General features: G+C 45.7%; 13 protein-coding genes. 6 read left to right on the forward strand and 7 right to left on the reverse strand.

Annotated elements, in window-relative coordinates; genetic code table 11:
* Positions 1–229 precede the first annotated feature (229 nt).
* From ACZ5QV_RS13685 to ACZ5QV_RS13695, 3 genes are all read left to right on the forward strand, one after another.
* The gene (locus tag ACZ5QV_RS13685) at positions 230–1,060 is read left to right on the forward strand and encodes a tetratricopeptide repeat protein (protein ID WP_464600331.1); all 831 of its coding nucleotides are present in this window, start codon (positions 230–232) and stop codon (positions 1,058–1,060) included.
* A gap of 122 nt (positions 1,061–1,182) precedes the next feature.
* Positions 1,183–1,671 (forward strand): hypothetical protein, encoded by a 489-nt coding sequence (locus tag ACZ5QV_RS13690; RefSeq protein WP_464600332.1) that lies wholly within the window; start codon positions 1,183–1,185, stop codon positions 1,669–1,671.
* Between the two features lie 381 nt (positions 1,672–2,052).
* Entirely contained in the window at positions 2,053–3,573 is a 1,521-nt protein-coding gene (locus tag ACZ5QV_RS13695) for a glutamine synthetase family protein (protein ID WP_464600333.1), read from the forward strand.
* A gap of 552 nt (positions 3,574–4,125) precedes the next feature.
* Here ACZ5QV_RS13695 and ACZ5QV_RS13700 read toward each other — a convergent pair.
* Positions 4,126–5,325, reverse strand: a complete 1,200-nt coding sequence (locus tag ACZ5QV_RS13700; protein WP_464600334.1) for an aldo/keto reductase — start codon at positions 5,323–5,325, stop codon at positions 4,126–4,128.
* A gap of 113 nt (positions 5,326–5,438) precedes the next feature.
* On the opposite strand from ACZ5QV_RS13700, the gene ACZ5QV_RS13705 reads away from it, so the two are divergent.
* The gene (locus ACZ5QV_RS13705; RefSeq protein ID WP_464600335.1) at positions 5,439–6,005 is read left to right on the forward strand and encodes a flavin reductase family protein; all 567 of its coding nucleotides are present in this window, start codon (positions 5,439–5,441) and stop codon (positions 6,003–6,005) included.
* 217 nt (positions 6,006–6,222) lie between these two features.
* Here the strand turns inward: ACZ5QV_RS13705 and ACZ5QV_RS13710 are convergent, their stop codons facing one another.
* The gene (locus tag ACZ5QV_RS13710) at positions 6,223–6,633 is read right to left on the reverse strand and encodes a M48 metallopeptidase family protein (RefSeq protein ID WP_464600336.1); all 411 of its coding nucleotides are present in this window, start codon (positions 6,631–6,633) and stop codon (positions 6,223–6,225) included.
* 1,216 nt (positions 6,634–7,849) lie between these two features.
* On the opposite strand from ACZ5QV_RS13710, the gene iscB reads away from it, so the two are divergent.
* Complete coding sequence (gene iscB, locus ACZ5QV_RS13715; RefSeq protein WP_464600337.1) at positions 7,850–9,151, forward strand: RNA-guided endonuclease IscB; 1,302 nt, start codon at positions 7,850–7,852, stop codon at positions 9,149–9,151.
* On the opposite strand, the gene ACZ5QV_RS13720 is transcribed toward iscB, so the two are convergent.
* Entirely contained in the window at positions 9,085–9,402 is a 318-nt protein-coding gene (locus tag ACZ5QV_RS13720; RefSeq protein WP_464600338.1) for a DMT family transporter, read from the reverse strand. The genes iscB and ACZ5QV_RS13720 overlap by 67 nt on opposite strands.
* Positions 9,403–9,584: 182 nt before the next feature.
* On the reverse strand, positions 9,585–10,739 hold the full coding sequence (locus ACZ5QV_RS13725; protein WP_464600339.1) for a TIGR04083 family peptide-modifying radical SAM enzyme: 1,155 nt from the start codon (positions 10,737–10,739) through the stop codon (positions 9,585–9,587).
* Between the two features lie 506 nt (positions 10,740–11,245).
* Here ACZ5QV_RS13725 and ACZ5QV_RS13730 point away from each other — a divergent pair.
* Complete coding sequence (locus ACZ5QV_RS13730) at positions 11,246–12,550, forward strand: phenylacetate--CoA ligase family protein (RefSeq protein WP_464600340.1); 1,305 nt, start codon at positions 11,246–11,248, stop codon at positions 12,548–12,550.
* A 170-nt stretch (positions 12,551–12,720) separates the two neighbouring features.
* On the opposite strand, the gene ACZ5QV_RS13735 is transcribed toward ACZ5QV_RS13730, so the two are convergent.
* The 3 genes from ACZ5QV_RS13735 to ACZ5QV_RS13745 form a co-directional block, all read right to left on the reverse strand.
* The gene (locus ACZ5QV_RS13735; protein ID WP_464600341.1) at positions 12,721–13,596 is read right to left on the reverse strand and encodes a mechanosensitive ion channel family protein; all 876 of its coding nucleotides are present in this window, start codon (positions 13,594–13,596) and stop codon (positions 12,721–12,723) included.
* Between the two features lie 402 nt (positions 13,597–13,998).
* Positions 13,999–16,596 carry a fasciclin domain-containing protein gene (locus ACZ5QV_RS13740; protein ID WP_464600342.1) on the reverse strand — a complete coding sequence of 866 codons (2,598 nt, stop codon included), beginning with the start codon at positions 16,594–16,596 and terminating at the stop codon, positions 13,999–14,001.
* Positions 16,597–17,474: 878 nt separating this feature from the next.
* Positions 17,475–18,377 (reverse strand): mechanosensitive ion channel family protein, encoded by a 903-nt coding sequence (locus ACZ5QV_RS13745; RefSeq protein ID WP_464600343.1) that lies wholly within the window; start codon positions 18,375–18,377, stop codon positions 17,475–17,477.
* Between the last annotated feature and the right edge of the window lie 6 nt (positions 18,378–18,383).

Below are 18,383 nucleotides of genomic sequence, written 5' to 3' on the forward strand. Positions count from 1 at the left end.
GTAACATGTTAATTGCAACAATATAACATTTTCTAAATTCTATGCAGGATATATTATTTATCTGAATAAAAATTCCAAAAATTAAATATGATGGATTTTAAAGGTCGTTAATAATGTTATTATATAAAAATTTTAATATAGTAAAGCGCTACATTTTATATAATTTCAAATATAATATATGAAATATTCATTCAGGCTTACGGATAGAACCGGGAGATGAGGCAAAACCATGAAAAAAACGCTGAAAACCCTTGATAAAAAGGCCGAGGAGAACTACAGTAAAGCGAAAGTATTTTTCCAGATGAAAAGGTATGAAGAAGCCCTGCAGGCCTACAGAGACGCCGAAACTGTCTGGCAGCAGGTGGCGGCCCTCCTCTCTGAAAACGGAAAAGAAGAAGATAGTCAGAAAGTCCTCAGCCTGATCTGTGAGGTCCGGTCCAGTGCCGGCATGGCCCTTTTTAAAATCGGAAGATATGACGAGGCCCTGGCAGTTGTTGACGAGACCCTCGAAGCAAAACCTGAAAGCCCTACCGAGTGGTCCAACAGGGGTTTTGTACTCTCGGCCCTTGGCCGCTACGAAGAGGCCCTTGAAGCTTTAGATAAATCCCTGGCTTTAAACCCTGATTCCACCGAAGTCCTGACCAGCAGGGGTATAGTCTTCTTCAGGACTGGTCAGCCTGAAAAGGCTCTGGAGGCTTTCGAGGCAGCTCTGGCTGTGGAGCCAAAGAGTGCTTCGGACTGGGCCTGTAAATTACCGAGGTTCAGCTTCTTTTCCCGGAACAAAGCCCCGGTTCTTCGCCCGAATAAGGCCGAACCCTGGTACTGGAAAGGAAAGGTCTTTGAAAGCCTGGACGAAAAAGAAAAGGCCCTCGAAGCTTACAAAACAGCCCTTGAAAGTGATCCTGAACACCTGAATTCTCTCCTCAGCGGAGGAGACCTGCTCTGTGAATTCAGGGAATACAAAGAAGCTTTCAAATGTTATACAAGGGCCCTTAGACTGAGTCCCGGAAACCCCGTGGCAAAGGCCGGAAAGGAACTTTGCGAGCAAAGTATTCCTTAAGGAAGCTTTCCAGAACCGGGCCCTTATATCTCCGGTTTCCCCGGCCTCTGCGGTCTCTGCATTTCTCCTTCCGGCTCTTCTCCCCTAACTGTATATATAGGGGCTGTACAATTCTTATGTCTATGAAGAGCCGTGAATCCGTAGATTCGATTTCAACTAAAAAATCATACAAACAACCAGAGCAAAAGCCGCAGGTCGCATCCTCAGTTTCTCCGAACTATGAATCGGCAGCCTTCGCAAAGCCGGCTCTTGACCAGTACCTGGGCGTGTTTCCCGACCTGAACCGGCGGCTGTCTCCTGAAAGGGACCTGGGGCTCTCTCCCGCAGGCCAGCCCAGACTCAGCAGCGAGGCTCACCCGAGGCTCTTTTCCGCCCGGGTGGAGGGGCTTTCCACCGCTATACCGACAGCGGGCGCTGAAATCCGGCCTGAAGTCCCGGTCAGGGACAGCTTTGAACTGGAGCCAGGCCTTCCGGCCTTTACGGTTACGGAAAGGTTCGACAGGACTCTCGGGCTTGGGAGCGATCCTGTACTAAGGTCCGTTGAGAGCCGGTTTTTTGAAGCCAGGCAAGAAAAAGAGAACAAACTGGATAAGCAGGAAAAAGAGATCTGAAGTTAAGACAGGGGGCTTCCCCACCTTTAATTTTTTTTCGTTCCTTTTTCTTTATTTTTTCGTTACTTATTCTTTCCTTTTTCGTTACTTATCCTCCCCAATCTCTTTTTCTATATATTTATCACAAAATTTTAGTGTATTGTTTAAACACTTGCCGATTTTCCCTGTATTATAAATATTCAGAATATATATCCCTTAAAGGAAACATTTATATAGAAGGCAGCCAGTTAACTATTTCCTGTCAGGCTATTATTGCTAATGAAAATTGGTCAAATATGTCAATACCCCCCAATATGTAGAGGAGCCTGAGGAAGTACCTAATCAAGCTTATTGAATGAGTTAAGTACCTGAATATTCAAACTTAAAAAGAAGGGATAAATAATGAAATCATCATCATTAGAAATGAATCCAAACAATCTGGTACAGTACCTCAAGAAACCCGCAAGCGAGTTCACAAAGGATGACATCATCAAGTTCGTTAAGGGAAACGGCATCAAGATGATCAACTTCCGCTATGTGGGTGGAGACGGCAGGCTCAAGGCCCTCAACTTCGTACTCACCAGTGAAGAGCACCTTGACACCCTCCTTTCCACCGGAGAAAGAGTGGATGGCTCAAGCATATTTTCCTACATTGAAGCTGGTTCAAGCGACCTCTACGTTGTCCCCAAGTACCGCACAGCTTTTGTGAACCCCTTCGAAGAAATCCCTACTCTTGACATCCTCTGTTCATACTTCGACAAGGATGGAAACCCCCTCGCAAGCTCCCCTGCAAACATCCTGAAGAAGGCCCGTCAGGTTCTGAATGAAAAGACCGGCTACGACCTCGAAGCAATGGGCGAACTCGAGTACTACGTCATCTGCGACAAGGACGATGTCGACATGGACTTCCCTGCAGTAGACCAGAAAGGATACCACGAAGACGGTCCCTTCACCAAATTCGGACAGCTCAGAAAGGATGCCTTACTGGCAATCGCTCAGGCCGGCGGACTTATCAAATACGGCCACTCTGAAGTCGGAAACTTCACCGACGAAGAGTTCTACTACGAACAGAACGAAATTGAGTTCGAGACAACCGACATTGAGGACTCCGCAGACCGTCTCATCATCGCAAAATGGATGCTCAGAATGATCGGGCAGCAGTACGGTGTCAAGATCACCTACGCCCCCAAGATCACTGTCGGAAAGGCCGGAACCGGGCTCCACATCCACATGAAGCTCACCAAGGACGGAAAGCCTGTCATGATCGAGAACGGTGAACTTACCGACCCCGCAAAGAAGGTAATCGCCGGTGTGCTCGAAGTTGCCGCAGGAGTAACCGCCTTCGGAAACAAGGTACCCACTTCCTACCTCAGGCTTGTGCCTCACCAGGAAGCTCCCACCAACATCTGCTGGGGAGACAGGAACAGATCTGCCCTTATCCGTGTACCTCTCGGCTGGGCTGGCGACGCAAGTGCAATGATCACTAAGGCAAACCCCAACTACTCCGAAGATCTCAGGGACTACTCCGGAAAGCAGACCTACGAGTTCCGTGCAGCCGATGGTTCCGCTGACATCTACGGTCTCCTCGCATCCCTCTGTGTTGGTGCCCGCTACGGTCTTGAGATGGAAAACGGGCTTGAACGTGCAGAAGAGCTCTACATCGGCAACAAGAACATCTTCGAGGAAGAGCACAAGGACACCCTTGAAAAGCTTGACAACCTCCCTGCTTCCTGCTGGGAATCCGCAGAGGGCCTCATGGCTCTGAAGGACATCTTCATGCAGTACGATGTCTTCACCGAGGGTATGCTCGAAGGGGCCGCAGCAGACCTCAAGAAATTCGACGACTACCAGCTCAGTGAAAAACTCTACGGCAAGAATGACGAAATCAAGGCCCTTGTGGATGCTCACATCCACTGCGCCTGAGTTCGAATATTTCAAAAAACGAAAAGGAAAGCTTTTTTCCTTTTCCACATTTCCTTTTTTTAACTCAGCAGGGTTCCCTCCTATCTGTCACATATCGGAGGGGCCCTGCAACAACCATCGTTTCTAAAAATTAGTGTCTTTTTCGTGACCGATTTTCCGGAAAATTAGAATATTTTGCAATTATTCCTGATTTTTATACAGTTTCCCGGAGACAATTATCTCTTCCGAACAGTTCTCTGCACACTACCCGCAGTGGAGACAGAAAGCCGTTTCTATCCAGGACTGTGGAAAACTTTCCTACCTCGTGAACTATGTAAAAAAGAAGTGAAAGATGATTCTGAGTGGGGGATAGGACATCTGATTTTTAGGAGGTGGTTTGATGGGTGGGGGGAAAGATGTTTGGAGGAAATTACTTGAGAAAAAAAGCTTTTCTCAGATGCCCTACTCTATAATAATATCCAATATTATATAAAATTAAAGAAATAATGATTTATTGCTCCATTTTCCGGAAGTACTGTGAATAAAACCTGACTTTGACAGCACTTTTATACTTCAATCTTTCCTGAAAATTTGCTTGGCTTTTTCTTCCCAGACCTTCAGGTCAGCCCCTTCAAGCTCTTCTGAAACAGCCTCAAGAAGGCCCGGTATGTCCAGGTGCTGCGGGCATTTTTCTAGGCACTCTCCACACTTCAGGCAGAGGGATGCATAGCCAGGAACTCCGCCTCTTATTATTCCTCCGGGTTTTGCCGCATACATGAGCTTTGCTTCAGCTTCATTTCCGGAAAGGTACATGTTGTCGTATATCTCAAAACAGTAAGGAATGGCCACTCCGTTCGGGCAGGGCATACAGTACTGGCAGCCGGTACAGCCTGTTTTCATGAGTTCCCGGTACTTCTGCTCGACTCTCTCTACAAGCTCCAGTTCGGTTTCCGTGAAGGAATTCGGGTGGGCCTCGCCCGCGATTTTCAGGTTTTCCTCAATGTGGGCTTCCTCGTTCATACCGGAAAGGACGACCGTAACCTCCGAATGGTTCCAGATCCAGCGCAGGGCCCATTCCGCAGGGCTCCTTTTCAGGAGGCTTTCGTTCCAGATTTCCTGAACTGAAGAGGGTATGGGTCTGGCCAGTTTGCCCCCGCGCAGAGGCTCCATGATAATCACGCCCAGGCCCTTTGAGGCTGCGTATTCAAGGCCTTCGGTTCCGGCCTGGCTCTTTTCGTCCAGGAAGTTATACTGGATCATGCAGAAGTCCCAGGGGTAGGCGTCCACCACCCGCCTGAAGTCCTCAGTTGAACCGTGGAAGGAAAAACCGGCGTTGACTATGCAGCCGTCCGCTTTTGCCCTGTCAAGGAACTCGAGCACATCAAGTTTTTCCATTTTGTCCCAGAGGACTCCGACAAGCCCGTGGATGAGGTAGTAATCTATATGGTCGGTTTTGAGCCTTTCAAGCTGGGTGTTGAGTATCCGATCCATGTCTTTCCGGCTTTCCACTGTCCAGGAGGGGAGTTTTGTTGCGAGTTTGACTTTTTCACGGTAGCCGTCGGCAAGGGCTCTTCCGAGGAAGGGTTCGCTTTTTCCCATGTGGTAGGGCCAGGCCGTGTCGATGTAGTTTACGCCGTGGTCTATTGCATAGCGTATCTGCTTTTTGGCTCTTCCCTCATCGATTGCTCCGATTTTATTAACCGGAAGGCGCATGCAGCCGAAGCCGAGTATGGAAAGCTCGTCTCCGTTTTTCGGGATTTTTCGATATAACATTTTTTAACACCCAGATCCTGATTATTCCGTAATATAAACCTTAATTTCTCAGTAACCTCAATAATACAGAGGTAAAGAAAAGTGTTTTGTACCAGCGAAAAGAAGGTTTTATCATGAAGCGTTCAATCGGAGCAAAGCCTCTGGCCTTCCCGGCCCCGGCCTGGGTTATCGGGACTTACGACCGGAACAGAAAAGCAAACGCAATGACCGCGGCCTGGGCCGGGATCTGCTGCTCGAAGCCTCCCTGCGTCAGCGTGTCCCTGAGAAAGGCCACCCACAGCTATGCCGCTATTCTTGAGAATAAGGCCTTCACGGTGAACATTCCTTCGGAGGCTTATATAAAAGAAACCGATTACTTCGGCATCGTTAGCGGGAAAAATGAGGACAAGTTCGAAAAAACCGGGCTTACTCCTGTTAAAAGCGAGCTTGTCCAGGCTCCTTATATCGAAGAGTTTCCCCTTGTCCTTGAGTGCAGGCTCCTCAACAACTTTGAAATAGGCCTCCACACCATTTTTGTGGGAGAAATTCTGGATATTAAAGCGGAAGAGGCCGTGCTGGATAAAAAAGGAAAGCCGGATATTGAAAAAATCAGGCCGATGGTGTACGGGACCGGAGATAGCACTTATTATGGGATTGGAAAGGCCCTTGGGAAGGCCTTCTCGATAGGAATAAAAAGTTGAATAATAGGGAATAGGGGGATAGGACATCTGATTTTTAGGAGGAGGTGTTGATGGATGGGGGGAAAGATGTTTGGAGGAAATTACGTGAGAAAAAAAGCTTTTCTCAGATGCCCTAATTCATAATAATGCACGATATTATATAAAATTAAAGAAATAAAGAATTATTGCTCCATTTTTTGGAAGTACTGTGCTTATTGCCCTTAATCCGGCAGGACATTTATATTTTCAGCAAATCCCCATGTACCCTTAACCACTCTTTTTTTTCCTCATAGTCCGGCAGGACCTTTCGCAGCTCGTTCCAGAAGGCTTTTGAATGGTTTTTGTATTTCAAATGGCAGAATTCGTGTACTATTACATAGTCGAGAACAGAGGTTTTTGCAAGCACAATCCGCCAGTTAAACCTGAGCTGGTTCGTCTTTGAACAGCTCCCCCACTTGTTTTTGAGGCCCTGGATTTTGATCAGGGTAGGCTCTTCTTCAAAATACCGGAGGTCCTTTTTGGCCCTCTGTCTGACGGCCTTTTCGGCTTTCATATGGTAGAAATCCAGAAAAAGGGGCCGGAACAACCTTAATAGTCGTATCAAGGTCGAGCCTGTACGCACGTAGTGTGGCCTTTTCGAGAAATCCACACAGAAAAGAGCTTATTTCAATTGATTTTAAAAAATTTTATAAAACGGCGAAAAAATTCAAAAACGTTATATAGGAGTAAAATGGTGTAGGGTAGTAGTTAGCAAAACATAATTTAGAAGTAGAATGATAGGAACCTTTGTTTCGCGCCATCAGTTCCTATCGATGATCCAACCCCGAGATTAAGAGAAAACCCATTAACTCTCAATCTACAATCTTTCTTACGACTTCTCGATACTTAACATAAACGCCGTGAAATATTTATTATCATGAAATTATTTAATTATATTAAATTATATGTATATATTAAAATATTTAATAGCATCAAATATTTCAAAGGCGTTAAATACCCGAGTTTCGCTTCCCGAGTTCCGCTTCGGGAGCACGGGGTCCGTTTCGCTCGCTTCGCGAGCTCAAGCAGACTAAAAAAAACCAGAACAACCTTAAATATCGTCTTCCTGCATTCTTTTTCCGTGTGTTCCGTGTGTTCCGTGTGTTCCGTGGTTTGGATGCACACACCAAATGTCTCAATCTACAAAAATACAACCTGTATGGGTATAAAGTGATTTCCTGACTGAAAATATGAAGTCGTTTTTCAGCCATTCCTTAATAATCAGAATGGAACCTTAAGCTCCTTTTTTCTATTTTTTGCTGTGGTCGGAATCAACCTGAACTAAGGGTTCAAAAACACAAGCAAAAGACACATTGGATATTTGACCATAAAAACATCAACCATGCAGCACTGGACTATCAAAATAATAACGTTTTATACGAACTTGAGCCCCATTATTCCCGAGGCGATTAGCATGATGCAGAAAAGCCTTCCAATGTTGGTCAACTACCCCACGCTAAAGAAGCTGTCCGACAATTCAATTTCAGGCAAAAACAGGTAAAAAGAAGGCATATAAAGCCTTTAAATCGAAAAAAACGGAATTTCGATATTACTGATAGTAATTGTCGGACAGCCTGTAAAGCAGTGGGGCTTGTATAAGCCCTAGTTGACCAGCCTAAGTCTTAATTGACTACGTTGGAAATGTCATGATACCTGCGAATGCTTCCTCAGTTTGCAGCTCTATCGTGTAGTATTAAAAGTCCTGAGAGGTAGGGACGGTGTGCTACGCATGACAAGCGTTTCCAACATTGGCGAGGGGAGACAATTTAAAAATTGCGTTACCTGCTATGGAAATTTGTTTCCAGCGCAGAGAGGAGAAATCCAGCATGATATTTATACTTAATAAAAACAAAGAGCCGTTAAGTCCCTGCCATGAAGCAGTTGCAAGAAAACTGCTTAAAGCGGGAAAAGCGGTTATTCACAAAAAATATCCCTTTACAATTCGACTCAAAGAGCTGAAAGAGTCTAAGGACAATTCGGCTTTTAGACTGAAAATAGATTACGGAAGCCGTCACACGGGTCTTGCTATTCTGAAAGGTTCAAATGTTGTCTGGGTTGCACAGTTGCACCACAAAACAAGCATAAAAAAGAATATGGATAGCAGAAGATCAATGCGGAGAACACGGCGAAATCGAAACACCCGTTATCGAAAACCGAGGTTTCTGAACCGGAAAAGGCGGGAAGGCTGGCTGCCTCCATCCCTGCAAAGCCGTGTAGATAACATTGAAAATTGGGTCGAAAGGCTCAGAAAACTCTGCCCTCTGACTCATATTTCCTATGAAAACTGCAAGTTTGATACTCAACTCATGCAAAACCCTGAGATAAGTGGAATCGAGTACCAACAGGGAGAGCTGCAAGGGTATGAGATAAGAGAATACCTGCTTGAAAAATTCGGTAGAAAATGTGTCTACTGTGGAGCTGAAAACGTTCCTTTACAAATTGAGCACATTATTCCTAAAATCAGAGGAGGCTCAAACAGAGTCTCCAATTTAACATTGGCTTGTAGAGAATGCAACCAGAAAAAAGGAAGTCAAACTGCAGAAGAGTTTGGACATCCTGAAGTGCAGAACCTGGCCAAAAAGTCGCTTAAAGATGCTGCGATTGTAACAGCTACCAGATGGAAAGTTTTCGAGGCATTGACTAAAACAGGACTTCCGGTAGAATGCGGCACGGGTGCAAGGACAAAAATGAACCGAATCAGGGCAGAGCTGCCAAAAGATCATCATTTCGATGCTATTTGTGTAGGAGAATCCACTCCAGAAAAAATCAATTTTGCAACAAACAACGTCCTGCATATCAAAGCAAAAGGAAGAGGGCAATATAAAAGAACAAATCTCGATAAGTACGGCTTTCCTCGTTCATACCTTCCCAGGCAAAAAACCTTTTTTGGTTTTCAAACTGGCGATACAGTCAAGGCGGTTGTACCCAAAGGCAAGTACAAAGGGACATGGTTTGGTTCCGTTGCTTGTAGAAAATCGGGTAGTTTCGACATCAAAAACAAAGAGGGGAAAAGGATCTCAATTAATAAAAAATACTTCAAAGTATTACAGAGGACAGATGGTTATGAATATTCGACAGAGAAGTGCGGCATTCCTCCCGGCGCTAAAGCAACCGGGCTCCCTGCCTGAATTTTTGTGGATTCGCCAAAAAGAATAATTCCAAGCAGCGTTGTGCCAATAATTCCAATTCCTGTCCATACGGCATATCCCGTCCCGATGGGTATTACTCTCAGGGCTTTTTCCAGAAGGTACATGCTCAAAAAAAGGCTAACTGCTGTGAACAGGGTCGGGTAAAATCTGGTGAAACCGTTACTGTACTTCATTCCGATGGCCCATCCGGTTTCGAAAATGCCTGCAATTAAAAGATAAATCCATTCCACTTAAATTTCCTCCGTTTTTTCCGGTATTTTCCACGATCATATATATAAAAATGTTGTAGAATCCAGGAAAGTCAGTTCTCCCAGGGCCAGACGGGAAAAGGAAGGAAGCCTCAAAGCAAAAAAAAGAGAGGACATGAGGGCTCATATCCCTGTTTTAATCAGGTACGCAAAAGCTCTGCGCATTATATTTTCTTGAGCATCAGGGACATGATTCCGCCCCTGGAAGGTTTTCCGGACCCTCCGGCTTCGTCCGAAAAACCGGGCATCCCCATTCCGGACCCTCCGAATAACTCGTTATTGAAGCGCTCGGTTATTTCATCGTAGATCCGTTTGTATGCAACACAGTGGGTGTCAACACCGTTTATTTCCCCGTTGTTGGGGGTGATGGCATTGTAGGGACAGCCACCCCGACAATAATTGATGTGGGGACAGTTCTTGCATTCCTGATCCACGTAGTCCTTATACGCGTGCATGAGCTTCCAGGCCTCGGATTGGGCCAGGTCTTCGACGCTCGGGTTGTCGTAGACGTTTCCCATAACGTATTTTGGCATTCCCACGAAGCGGTAGCAGGGGTAGATGCCTCCGTCGGGCCCGATTGCGAAAGTATCTCCCATACAGTCCACGAAGGTGCAGACCGTACCCCGGCCGGTAAAAACGTTTTTGCAGAGGTGGTCTATGTTCATGACCTCGACCTTGCCCATGTTTTCCAGGTACTTGTCCAGAAGATAAACCAGAAGTTCCCCATATTCTTTCGGGTCAAGAGCCCATTTCTCAGGCTCGTCTCCACGTAAAGAGGGCAGGCAAGCGTGCAGCTTAAGGGTCTGGCCCCTTTCCATGTTGAAATTGAATATTTCTTCCTTGTATTTTATAGAATGCGAGGTGAAGGTGGTGATGAACCTCACATTGAGACCATGGGCCTCTGCGATTTCAGCACCCTTTGTGGTCTTTTTAAAATAACCCTTTCCTCTCTGAAAATCGTTTAACTCCTCCGGGCCGTCAAGGCTCGAGCCTATGGGAATTTTATATTCCGCAAAAATCTCGGCTATTTCCGGAGTCATTTTCCAGAGGTTGGTCTGTATGGCAAAGGCCAGGTCCCGGTCACTCAGGCCTTTGGAAAGCAGGGGCAGAGCTTGCCGGTAAAAATCCGCGCCTGCAAGGAGAGGCTCCCCCCCGTGGAAGGTAAAGGTTATCGAATCATCCCGGAAATCTTTGAGCCATTCAACCACCGCTTTGATGGTCTCAATACTCATTATCGGAGACCCTTCCTCGGAACTCCAGCAGTATTTGCAATTGGAAGGACAGCCCAGTGTAGGAATCAGCATCACGTGAAATGGCATTTTTAAAGCACCCTTATTTTGGACTTCTTCAATGTATTAATACTTTTCAAGTTATATTTATTTATGATGTAATAGTGTATAACTTACATATAATTTTTGCCAAAACTTCCTCCTGAATGTAAAAATTATTGGGTTCATTTGTCCAAAACAAAAGCTTTTTATTGGTGTCTTACGTACGTAATAATCCAATAATGCTCATACATGTGCATTTTGTTTATAATGCCAGAGGGCCTTACTATTATTATATACTCACCCAGTTTTAAAATTCGGAATTTTTGCATCAAAATACAAGGCAATACCCCAACATAATTCTGAAAACCAAACCTGTATGAATATAACATTAAAAGTCCTGAGAGCCAGTTTCAAAAACTACGTAATCTGCTACGGGAACCTGTTTCAAAAGCAGAGTGGAGAAATCCAAACGTGGAACGGAATGCCTGAAAGTTGACGGCATTCCTTCCACAAATAAAGTCGCAGGCATCCTGCCTGAGGAATCGTGAAAAGAAATGTATGATGCGTGTATGGAAGCTGAACTCGACCCTGCCGTCCAGCTTCACCCAAAACTTTCAAAAGACGACCAGCTTGGAAAATTGAAGGACCTTTTGGAGAGGGTGGCTGCCAGCAGTCCCTTTTACCAGAAAAAGTTCAAAGAGGCAGGGGTGGACCCGAAGAATATCGAAAGTCTCGATGATCTGAAAAACCTGCCCTTCACCACAAAAGAAGAACTCAGGGACGCCTACCCCCTGGGGTTGCAGGCCGTGCCCGATTCCGAGATTGTCCGAATCCATTCTTCCTCAGGGACCACGGGCAAACCCATAATCATTCCCTACACCCGGGGAGACATCGATACCTGGGCCCGGATGATGATGCGCTGCTATATGCTCGCGGGCCTCACGAACCTGGACCGGATACAGATCACCCCCGGCTACGGGCTCTGGACCGCAGGAATAGGTTTTCAGTTAGGAGCCGAGCGCCTGGGGGCAATGGCTATCCCCACGGGCCCCGGAAACACCGAGAAACAGCTCGAACTGATGACCGACCTTAAATCAACAGCCCTTGCGAGTACCTCTTCCTATGCCCTCCTGCTAGCCGAGGAAATCGAGAAGCGGGGCCTTAAAGACCAGGTTCATCTGCGGGTAGGGATCGTGGGTTCCGAGCGCTGGAGCGATAAAATGCGCCACAGGATCGAGACGGAACTCGGGATCAAGACCTTCGACATCTACGGTCTTACGGAAATCTACGGGCCCGGAATTGCCCTGGACTGCTCCTTCCATGAGGGAATGCACTACTGGTCCGACTACCTGCTCTTCGAGATTATCGACCCGATCACGGGTGAAGCTCTCCCTGAAGGCACTCTTGGGGAACTCGTGATTACGACCCTCACGAAAGAAGGAGGCCCCCTCATTCGCTACAGGACAGGGGACCTGACTCGCATCATCCCCGGCCTCTGCAAATGCGGTTGCCCCTTCCCGAGGATCGACCGCATCCTGGGCCGGACGGACGACCGGATCAAGTACAAGGCCGTAAACATTTATCCGGGCCAGATTGAAGACATAATTCAGAAAGTCCCCGGAGTCAGTAGCGAGTATCAGATCCTCCTGACCCGCAAAGAAGGCCGGGACTCCATGGACTTCAGGGTGGAAATCGAAGCTGCTGATGAGCCGGAAAAGAAGGCAAAGACCGAAAAGGCTCTGAAAAAGGCCTTCAAGGACTTTATCGGAGTTACGGTGAACATCGTCGGAGTAAAAATAGGAGAACTCCCCCGCAGCATGAAAAAGACAAAAAGAGTGATTGATGAAAGGGACCTCTGAAAAAGTTTCTCTGATAAATGTCCCCTACGTTTTCTTTTATAAGTGAGCCGGGCCCGGCTTAGAGTTTTCAAAAATCAAAACGGGGTTGGGTGGGGAGGGTCTCGCTTTCTGGGGTGCCGGGAATTTTGCCGGGCACCAGCCAGCAGGCCAGCCATTTTTTTCTGGGGAATTTACTCCCCGGCTGGCTCTTTTTTCGGAATCGCCTCTTCTTCGAGGTCTTTCTTGTACACGATAGTCCTGTATGGGAATGGGATTTCTATGCCTTCCTGATCAAAGCGTTTTTTGATATTTTCTCTGATCTGGCAACCGGCATTGTATGCAAGGCTCCTGTCTCTGAACCAGACAAGCAGCCGCAGGTTCACGGCAAAGTCCCCGAGTTCGGTAAGGAGGACCTCAATTTTCCCGCGATCTTTCTGGTCGGGAGATATTTCCTTGAGTGAAGTATGGAAATCCAGAAATTTCGATCTTAACAGCTCGCTGCCTGGAAAAATCGGCTTCATCACACTGTATTCTTCTATTCCGGGGTGCATGACGTCCGGGTGCTTTTTTCCTTCCTCCATCATGATTCTGCGGGCCAGGTCGATGTCGGCATCGTAGCTTACCCCTATATCTATGGGCCAGATAATGGCCGGGTCTTCGATAGTCCAGTTAATGACAGCTTCATCGCTGATCACGGCGTTGGGGATGATCAGCCTCCTGTTGTCCCAGGTGGTGATTACGGTGTGTCTGAGGTTAAGATCCGTAATTTTGCCGTACTCTTCGCGGATAGTCACCCGATCTCCTACCCGGAAGGGCTGGAACACGGCAAGGGAGAGGCCGGCTATTACATTGCTCAGCGTGCTCTGGGCCGCAAAACCTATGACGACACCAGCAACTCCGGCCCCGGTAAAGAGAGCGACCGAGAGTTTCTCAAGGTCCGGGATCTGGGAGATGATCGCCATCAGGCCCAGGAAATAAATGATTCCGATAGTTATGTGCCTGAGCATCCTAAAAGCCGTCATGTCCACATTTAGCCGGTCACTTATCCTTTTAAAATAATTTTGCATCAAGTGGTCTGCGACTCTTGCAAAAAAAACAGTAATCAGGGATATGAAAATGATAGCAAACAGGGTGCTTATGTTGCCCGAAAGCCAGGCAATCGGTCGGGCAAAATTTATTCCCAAAGATGTCAGGCTTTTGGATGCGAGAAAAAAAGGAAGCATATATAGTGCCTTTATATACTATATGTATAAAAAGATTGGGAATTACCTAAAACCTTTGCATGATTTCAGGTTTTGAGATCGGGGGGTTTCCTTCCCCCCGCTTCCCATCCGTTTGCTAAAAAATAAACGGTTTGAGATTCTTTTTGTTTTTTCAACTTCTTATTTTCAACCTCTTATTTTCAACCTCTTAGTTTTATAATCCTTTTTTAAGAACTTGATTTTTCATTTTTTAATAAGGCTGCCAGCTCAGGCCAGGGTAGTCTCTTCGAGCACGTATACCCAGTATCCTTCATAGGGATCTACTGTGAAGTTGTCCGTTCCCACCTGATTTCCGTTGAGCATACCACTCTGTCCGTTGTAGCCCACATATGAATAGCTGCCGGAGCCGCTCTCATTCGGGACCCAGGGGCCCACGACCTTTGCATAATAGGCATCCATGGACGTAAAGGCAGCTTCTGCAGAGAGTGCGGAGAGCACCGGGGACCCAACAGCGTTCCAGCCCGGATACAGGTACAGGGATGTTGGGGTTACAGGCATTTCTTCTTCAATGGAAGCAAAGATTTCCGTTGTATTGAAATCGCTTCCTGCCGGCGTCCGAATCCAGTATCCTTTTAACGGTTCAATCTCTATTACGTTTTCATAAAGCCCGTCCGTGCTGTTGTAGTAGATCAGAGAATCATAATCCACGCCCGCAAGCAGGTAGTCTGCGGCAGGGTTCATCGCTTTCTGGGGCATTGAGAAAAAGTGCCAGACCCCGGGTTTCACTTCTTCCGGTGGAAGCAGCACGGCATCGATGGCATGGATAACCCCGTTGCTTGCCTGGATGTCCGACATTGTGATCATTGCATCATTGATCATGACCCCCTCGGCAGTCACGTTTACAGTGAGGTCACTGCCTTCCAGAGTTGTGATATTGGTCATGTTCATAATGTCGGATTTATTCAATTTTTGATCCGCAACATGGTAGGACAGGACCTTTTCCAGGGCGACCGTGTCGTTCAGGAGAGCAGCCAACGTACCCTCGGGAAAGGCGTCTAAGACATCATCCGTCGGGACAAAGACCGTGAACGGGCCTTCTCCTTTCAGCGTGTTGTTGAGTTCTGTGGCTTCCACCACTGTAACAAAGGTTGTGAAATTATTCGCTATTGCGGTATCGATTATATTTTGTAGTTCTGTAACATTACCATCCGTTTCATTGCCATCCGTTTCATTGCCATCCGTTTCATTGCCATCCGTTTCATTGCCATCCGTTTCATTGCCATCCGTTTCATTGCCATCCGTTTCATTATCATCCCCTGGTGGGAGCATCACAGTATCAATGGCATGGATAACCCCGTTGCTTGCCTGTATGTCCGAAATTATGATCGTTGCATTATCGACCATGATCACCCCGTCCGTTACGTTTACAGATAGGTTACTACCCTCCAGAGTTGTGACATTGGTCATGTTCATAATGTCGGATTCATTTAATTTTTGATCCGCGACATGGTAGTACAGGACCTTTTCGAGAGCTGCCGTGTCGTTCAACCAGGCGTCCAGCGTACCTGCAGGAAGGGCGGCAAAGGCATCATCCGTCGGGGCAAAGACCGTGAACGTGCCCGCTTCTTTAAAGGTGAAATTGAGTTCTGTGGCTTCCACCGCTGTAATAAAGGTTGTGAAATTATTCGCTATTGCGGTATCGATTATATTTTGTAGTTCTGTAACATTGCCATCCGTTTCATTGCCATCCGTTTCATTATCATCCCCTGGTGGGAGCATCACGGCATCGATGGAATGAATAACCCCGTTGCTTGCCTGTATGTCCGAAATTATGATCGTTGCATTATCGACCATGATCACCCCGTCCGTTACGTTTACAGATAGGTTACTACCCTCCAGAGTTGTGACATTGGTCATGTTCATAATGTCGGATTCATTTAATTTTTGATCCGCGACATGGTAGTACAGGACCTTTTCGAGAGCTGTCGTGTCGTTCAACCAGGCGTCCAGCGTACCTGCAGGAAGGGCGGCAAAGGCATCATCCGTCGGGGCAAAGACCGTGAACGTGCCCGCTTCTTTGAAGGTGAAATTGAGTTCTGTGGCTTCCACCGCTGTAACAAAGGTTGTGAAATTATTCGCTATTGCGGTATCGATTATATTTTGCAGTTCTGTAACATTACCATCCGTTTCATTGCCATCCGTTTCATTGCCATCCCCTGGTGGGAGCATCACGGCATCGATGGAATGAATAACCCCGTTCATCGCCTGGATGTCCGACATTATGATCGTTGCATTATCGACCATGATCACCCCGTCCGTTACGTTTACAGACAGGTTACTGCCTTCCATGGTTGTGATATTGGTCATGTTAATGATGTCGGATTCATTCAATTTTTGAACCGTAAAATGGTAGAACAGGACCTTTTCGAGAGCTTCCGTGTCGTTCAACCAGGCGTCCAGCGTACCTGCAGGAAGGGCGGCAAAGGCATCATCCGTCGGGGCAAAGACCGTGAACGGCCCCGCTTCTTTGAAGGTGAAATTGAGTTCTGTGGCTTCCACTGCTGTAACAAAGGTTGTGAAATTATTAGCTATTGCAGTATCGATTATATTTTGCAGTTCTGTAACATTACCATCCGTGGCGTTACCATCCGTGCCATCCGTGGCGTTACCATCCGTTTCATCCGTGGCGTTACCATCCGTGCCATCCGTGGCGTTACCATCCGTTTCATCCGTGGCGTTACCATCCGTTTCATCCGTGGTGTTACCATCCGTGGCGTTACCATCCGTGCCATCCGTGGCGTTACCATCCGTGTCATCCGTGGCGTTACCATCCGTGTCATCCGTGGAATTATTTTCATCTGCCATTAAATCGGCAGCTGAAACCGCGTATGCGGTAATTGATAACAGGAATAGGGCCATTATTAACCCTATTCCATACTTTGTTTTGAGTGTCGTATATTATTCCCCCACATTTTTATAAGAACGCAACAGAAAACCCCTGATTCTTTAACTCAGAGATAGTTGACGTATCTTCAGATCATAAAATACGTATTTTTAGATCGTAAAGCAGATTTCTTTGGACCATAAATTACGTATCCTCAAATCGTAAAATACGTATATTTATATAATAAAATGAGTATTTGAATACTACGAATTATATAAAATTACAAAGAATTATAATAATAATATATAATTGTGCCATTTCACCCCTCTGTTTCTCAGTATTAAAAATTCAATTTTCTAGAATATAATATGGGTTTTTTGAGGGGCCTTTTGATCCATATTTGCTTTTATGTGCTTCATTACTTTTTTATTCATTTTTTTATTTATGCAAACCTATAATTTACGAAATATAATATTAAATAATATATATATTATCTTATTTTATTAGGTACTCAAAAAATGATGTAAAATAATTAAGAATATCCAGTCAAAAACGCATCTTTTTAAAAAAATTAAAATTTTGAATTTCAGGTTTTGTAAAAAATATTTTTCATCCTGTTAATTTGAAATACACATCATAAATAAAGAAAATAAGATTCGAAAGGAGCTTTATCTCTGGTAGCAGAAGACTCCTTTCACAAAAACATTGGTCGTTACAAACTGTCCAACAATTACTATCAGTAATAACATAATTTCTTTTTTTCGTTTAAAGGCTTTAGACAGCATATTTTTTACATGTTTTGCCCTGAAATTGAATTGTCAGACAGCCTCGTTAGACAAAGGTATTAGGTAGGTGGAGTTTATTTCTTTTCTTTTGCGTATGCAACGATTGCTTCCTTGATCCCGTACTTGAAGGCGACCACGACGGCAATTCCCCAGGCGAGCGGCCCGAAGAAGAGGTAGAGGATTCCGGTGTCTATGAGCATGGTATCGAGGGAAAGAAGGACCACGACGAGGATTAAAAATCCTCTCAGCAGAGAAACTATAATATTAGCTCCTTCGATCTCCATGCCTTCGATTGTTTTTTCCAGGTAATCCATCACGATGTCAATTGCCAGGATCCCTATCATGAGGATAATGATGCCTGTAAAAAGGCGTGGCAGATACTCGGTTATATCGATAAGAAGCTCAGTGAACATGGAAAGCTGTAAGATATCCACCGCGGCCGTAATGAAGATCAGGTAACCGAAAAGTTTAATCAGGCCGGCTATGATTCCGGAGGCTGCCATCCCTCCTGCTTTTACTGAAGCTCCAACGGAACTTTTTTCAAATTTATCGTCGATTCCGGTGGCTATCACCACTTTTCTAACAATGTTGCTTATGAAATCAACAATCAAAAGGCCTACTAACAATACCAGGAAAGCCGTGAGAATAAGCGGGATGAACAAAATAATCCTGGTAATGAAGTCCGCAACAATCTGGATTTCCAGGACATCTATAATAATCACAGCGAATATAATATAAACAAACCACCTGATTACCGCTGCAAAAAAGCTTACGGTACTCATTTCAGCTTTTTTGATCATTCCTCCGATAGCTGTTTTATCAATGAGGTCGTCAAGCCCGATTTTATCCAGGATCTTTGACCCGATACTTCCGAGGATGCTTCCGAGGATCCATCCCACAATCAGCAGGACAATAACCGCCACAAGGGTCGGAATAAATGATATGAACTGATCTACCATACCTAACAAACTATTCATGATCTC

The sequence above is a fragment of the Methanosarcina baltica genome, assembly GCF_055394095.1.

What these genes read in the sequence shown, in the direction of transcription:
- ACZ5QV_RS13745 (WP_464600343.1), bottom strand. Translation starts at nt 18,377, where the DNA reads ATGAATAGTTTGTTAGGTATGGTAGATCAGTTCATATCATTTATTCCG.
- ACZ5QV_RS13690 (WP_464600332.1), top strand. Translation starts at nt 1,183, where the DNA reads ATGAAGAGCCGTGAATCCGTAGATTCGATTTCAACTAAAAAATCATAC.
- ACZ5QV_RS13725 (WP_464600339.1), bottom strand. Translation starts at nt 10,739, where the DNA reads ATGCCATTTCACGTGATGCTGATTCCTACACTGGGCTGTCCTTCCAAT.
- ACZ5QV_RS13685 (WP_464600331.1), top strand. Translation starts at nt 230, where the DNA reads ATGAAAAAAACGCTGAAAACCCTTGATAAAAAGGCCGAGGAGAACTAC.
- ACZ5QV_RS13735 (WP_464600341.1), bottom strand. Translation starts at nt 13,596, where the DNA reads ATGCAAAATTATTTTAAAAGGATAAGTGACCGGCTAAATGTGGACATG.
- ACZ5QV_RS13730 (WP_464600340.1), top strand. Translation starts at nt 11,246, where the DNA reads ATGTATGATGCGTGTATGGAAGCTGAACTCGACCCTGCCGTCCAGCTT.
- ACZ5QV_RS13740 (WP_464600342.1), bottom strand. Translation starts at nt 16,596, where the DNA reads ATGGCAGATGAAAATAATTCCACGGATGACACGGATGGTAACGCCACG.
- ACZ5QV_RS13705 (WP_464600335.1), top strand. Translation starts at nt 5,439, where the DNA reads ATGAAGCGTTCAATCGGAGCAAAGCCTCTGGCCTTCCCGGCCCCGGCC.
- ACZ5QV_RS13700 (WP_464600334.1), bottom strand. Translation starts at nt 5,325, where the DNA reads ATGTTATATCGAAAAATCCCGAAAAACGGAGACGAGCTTTCCATACTC.
- ACZ5QV_RS13695 (WP_464600333.1), top strand. Translation starts at nt 2,053, where the DNA reads ATGAAATCATCATCATTAGAAATGAATCCAAACAATCTGGTACAGTAC.
- iscB (WP_464600337.1), top strand. Translation starts at nt 7,850, where the DNA reads ATGATATTTATACTTAATAAAAACAAAGAGCCGTTAAGTCCCTGCCAT.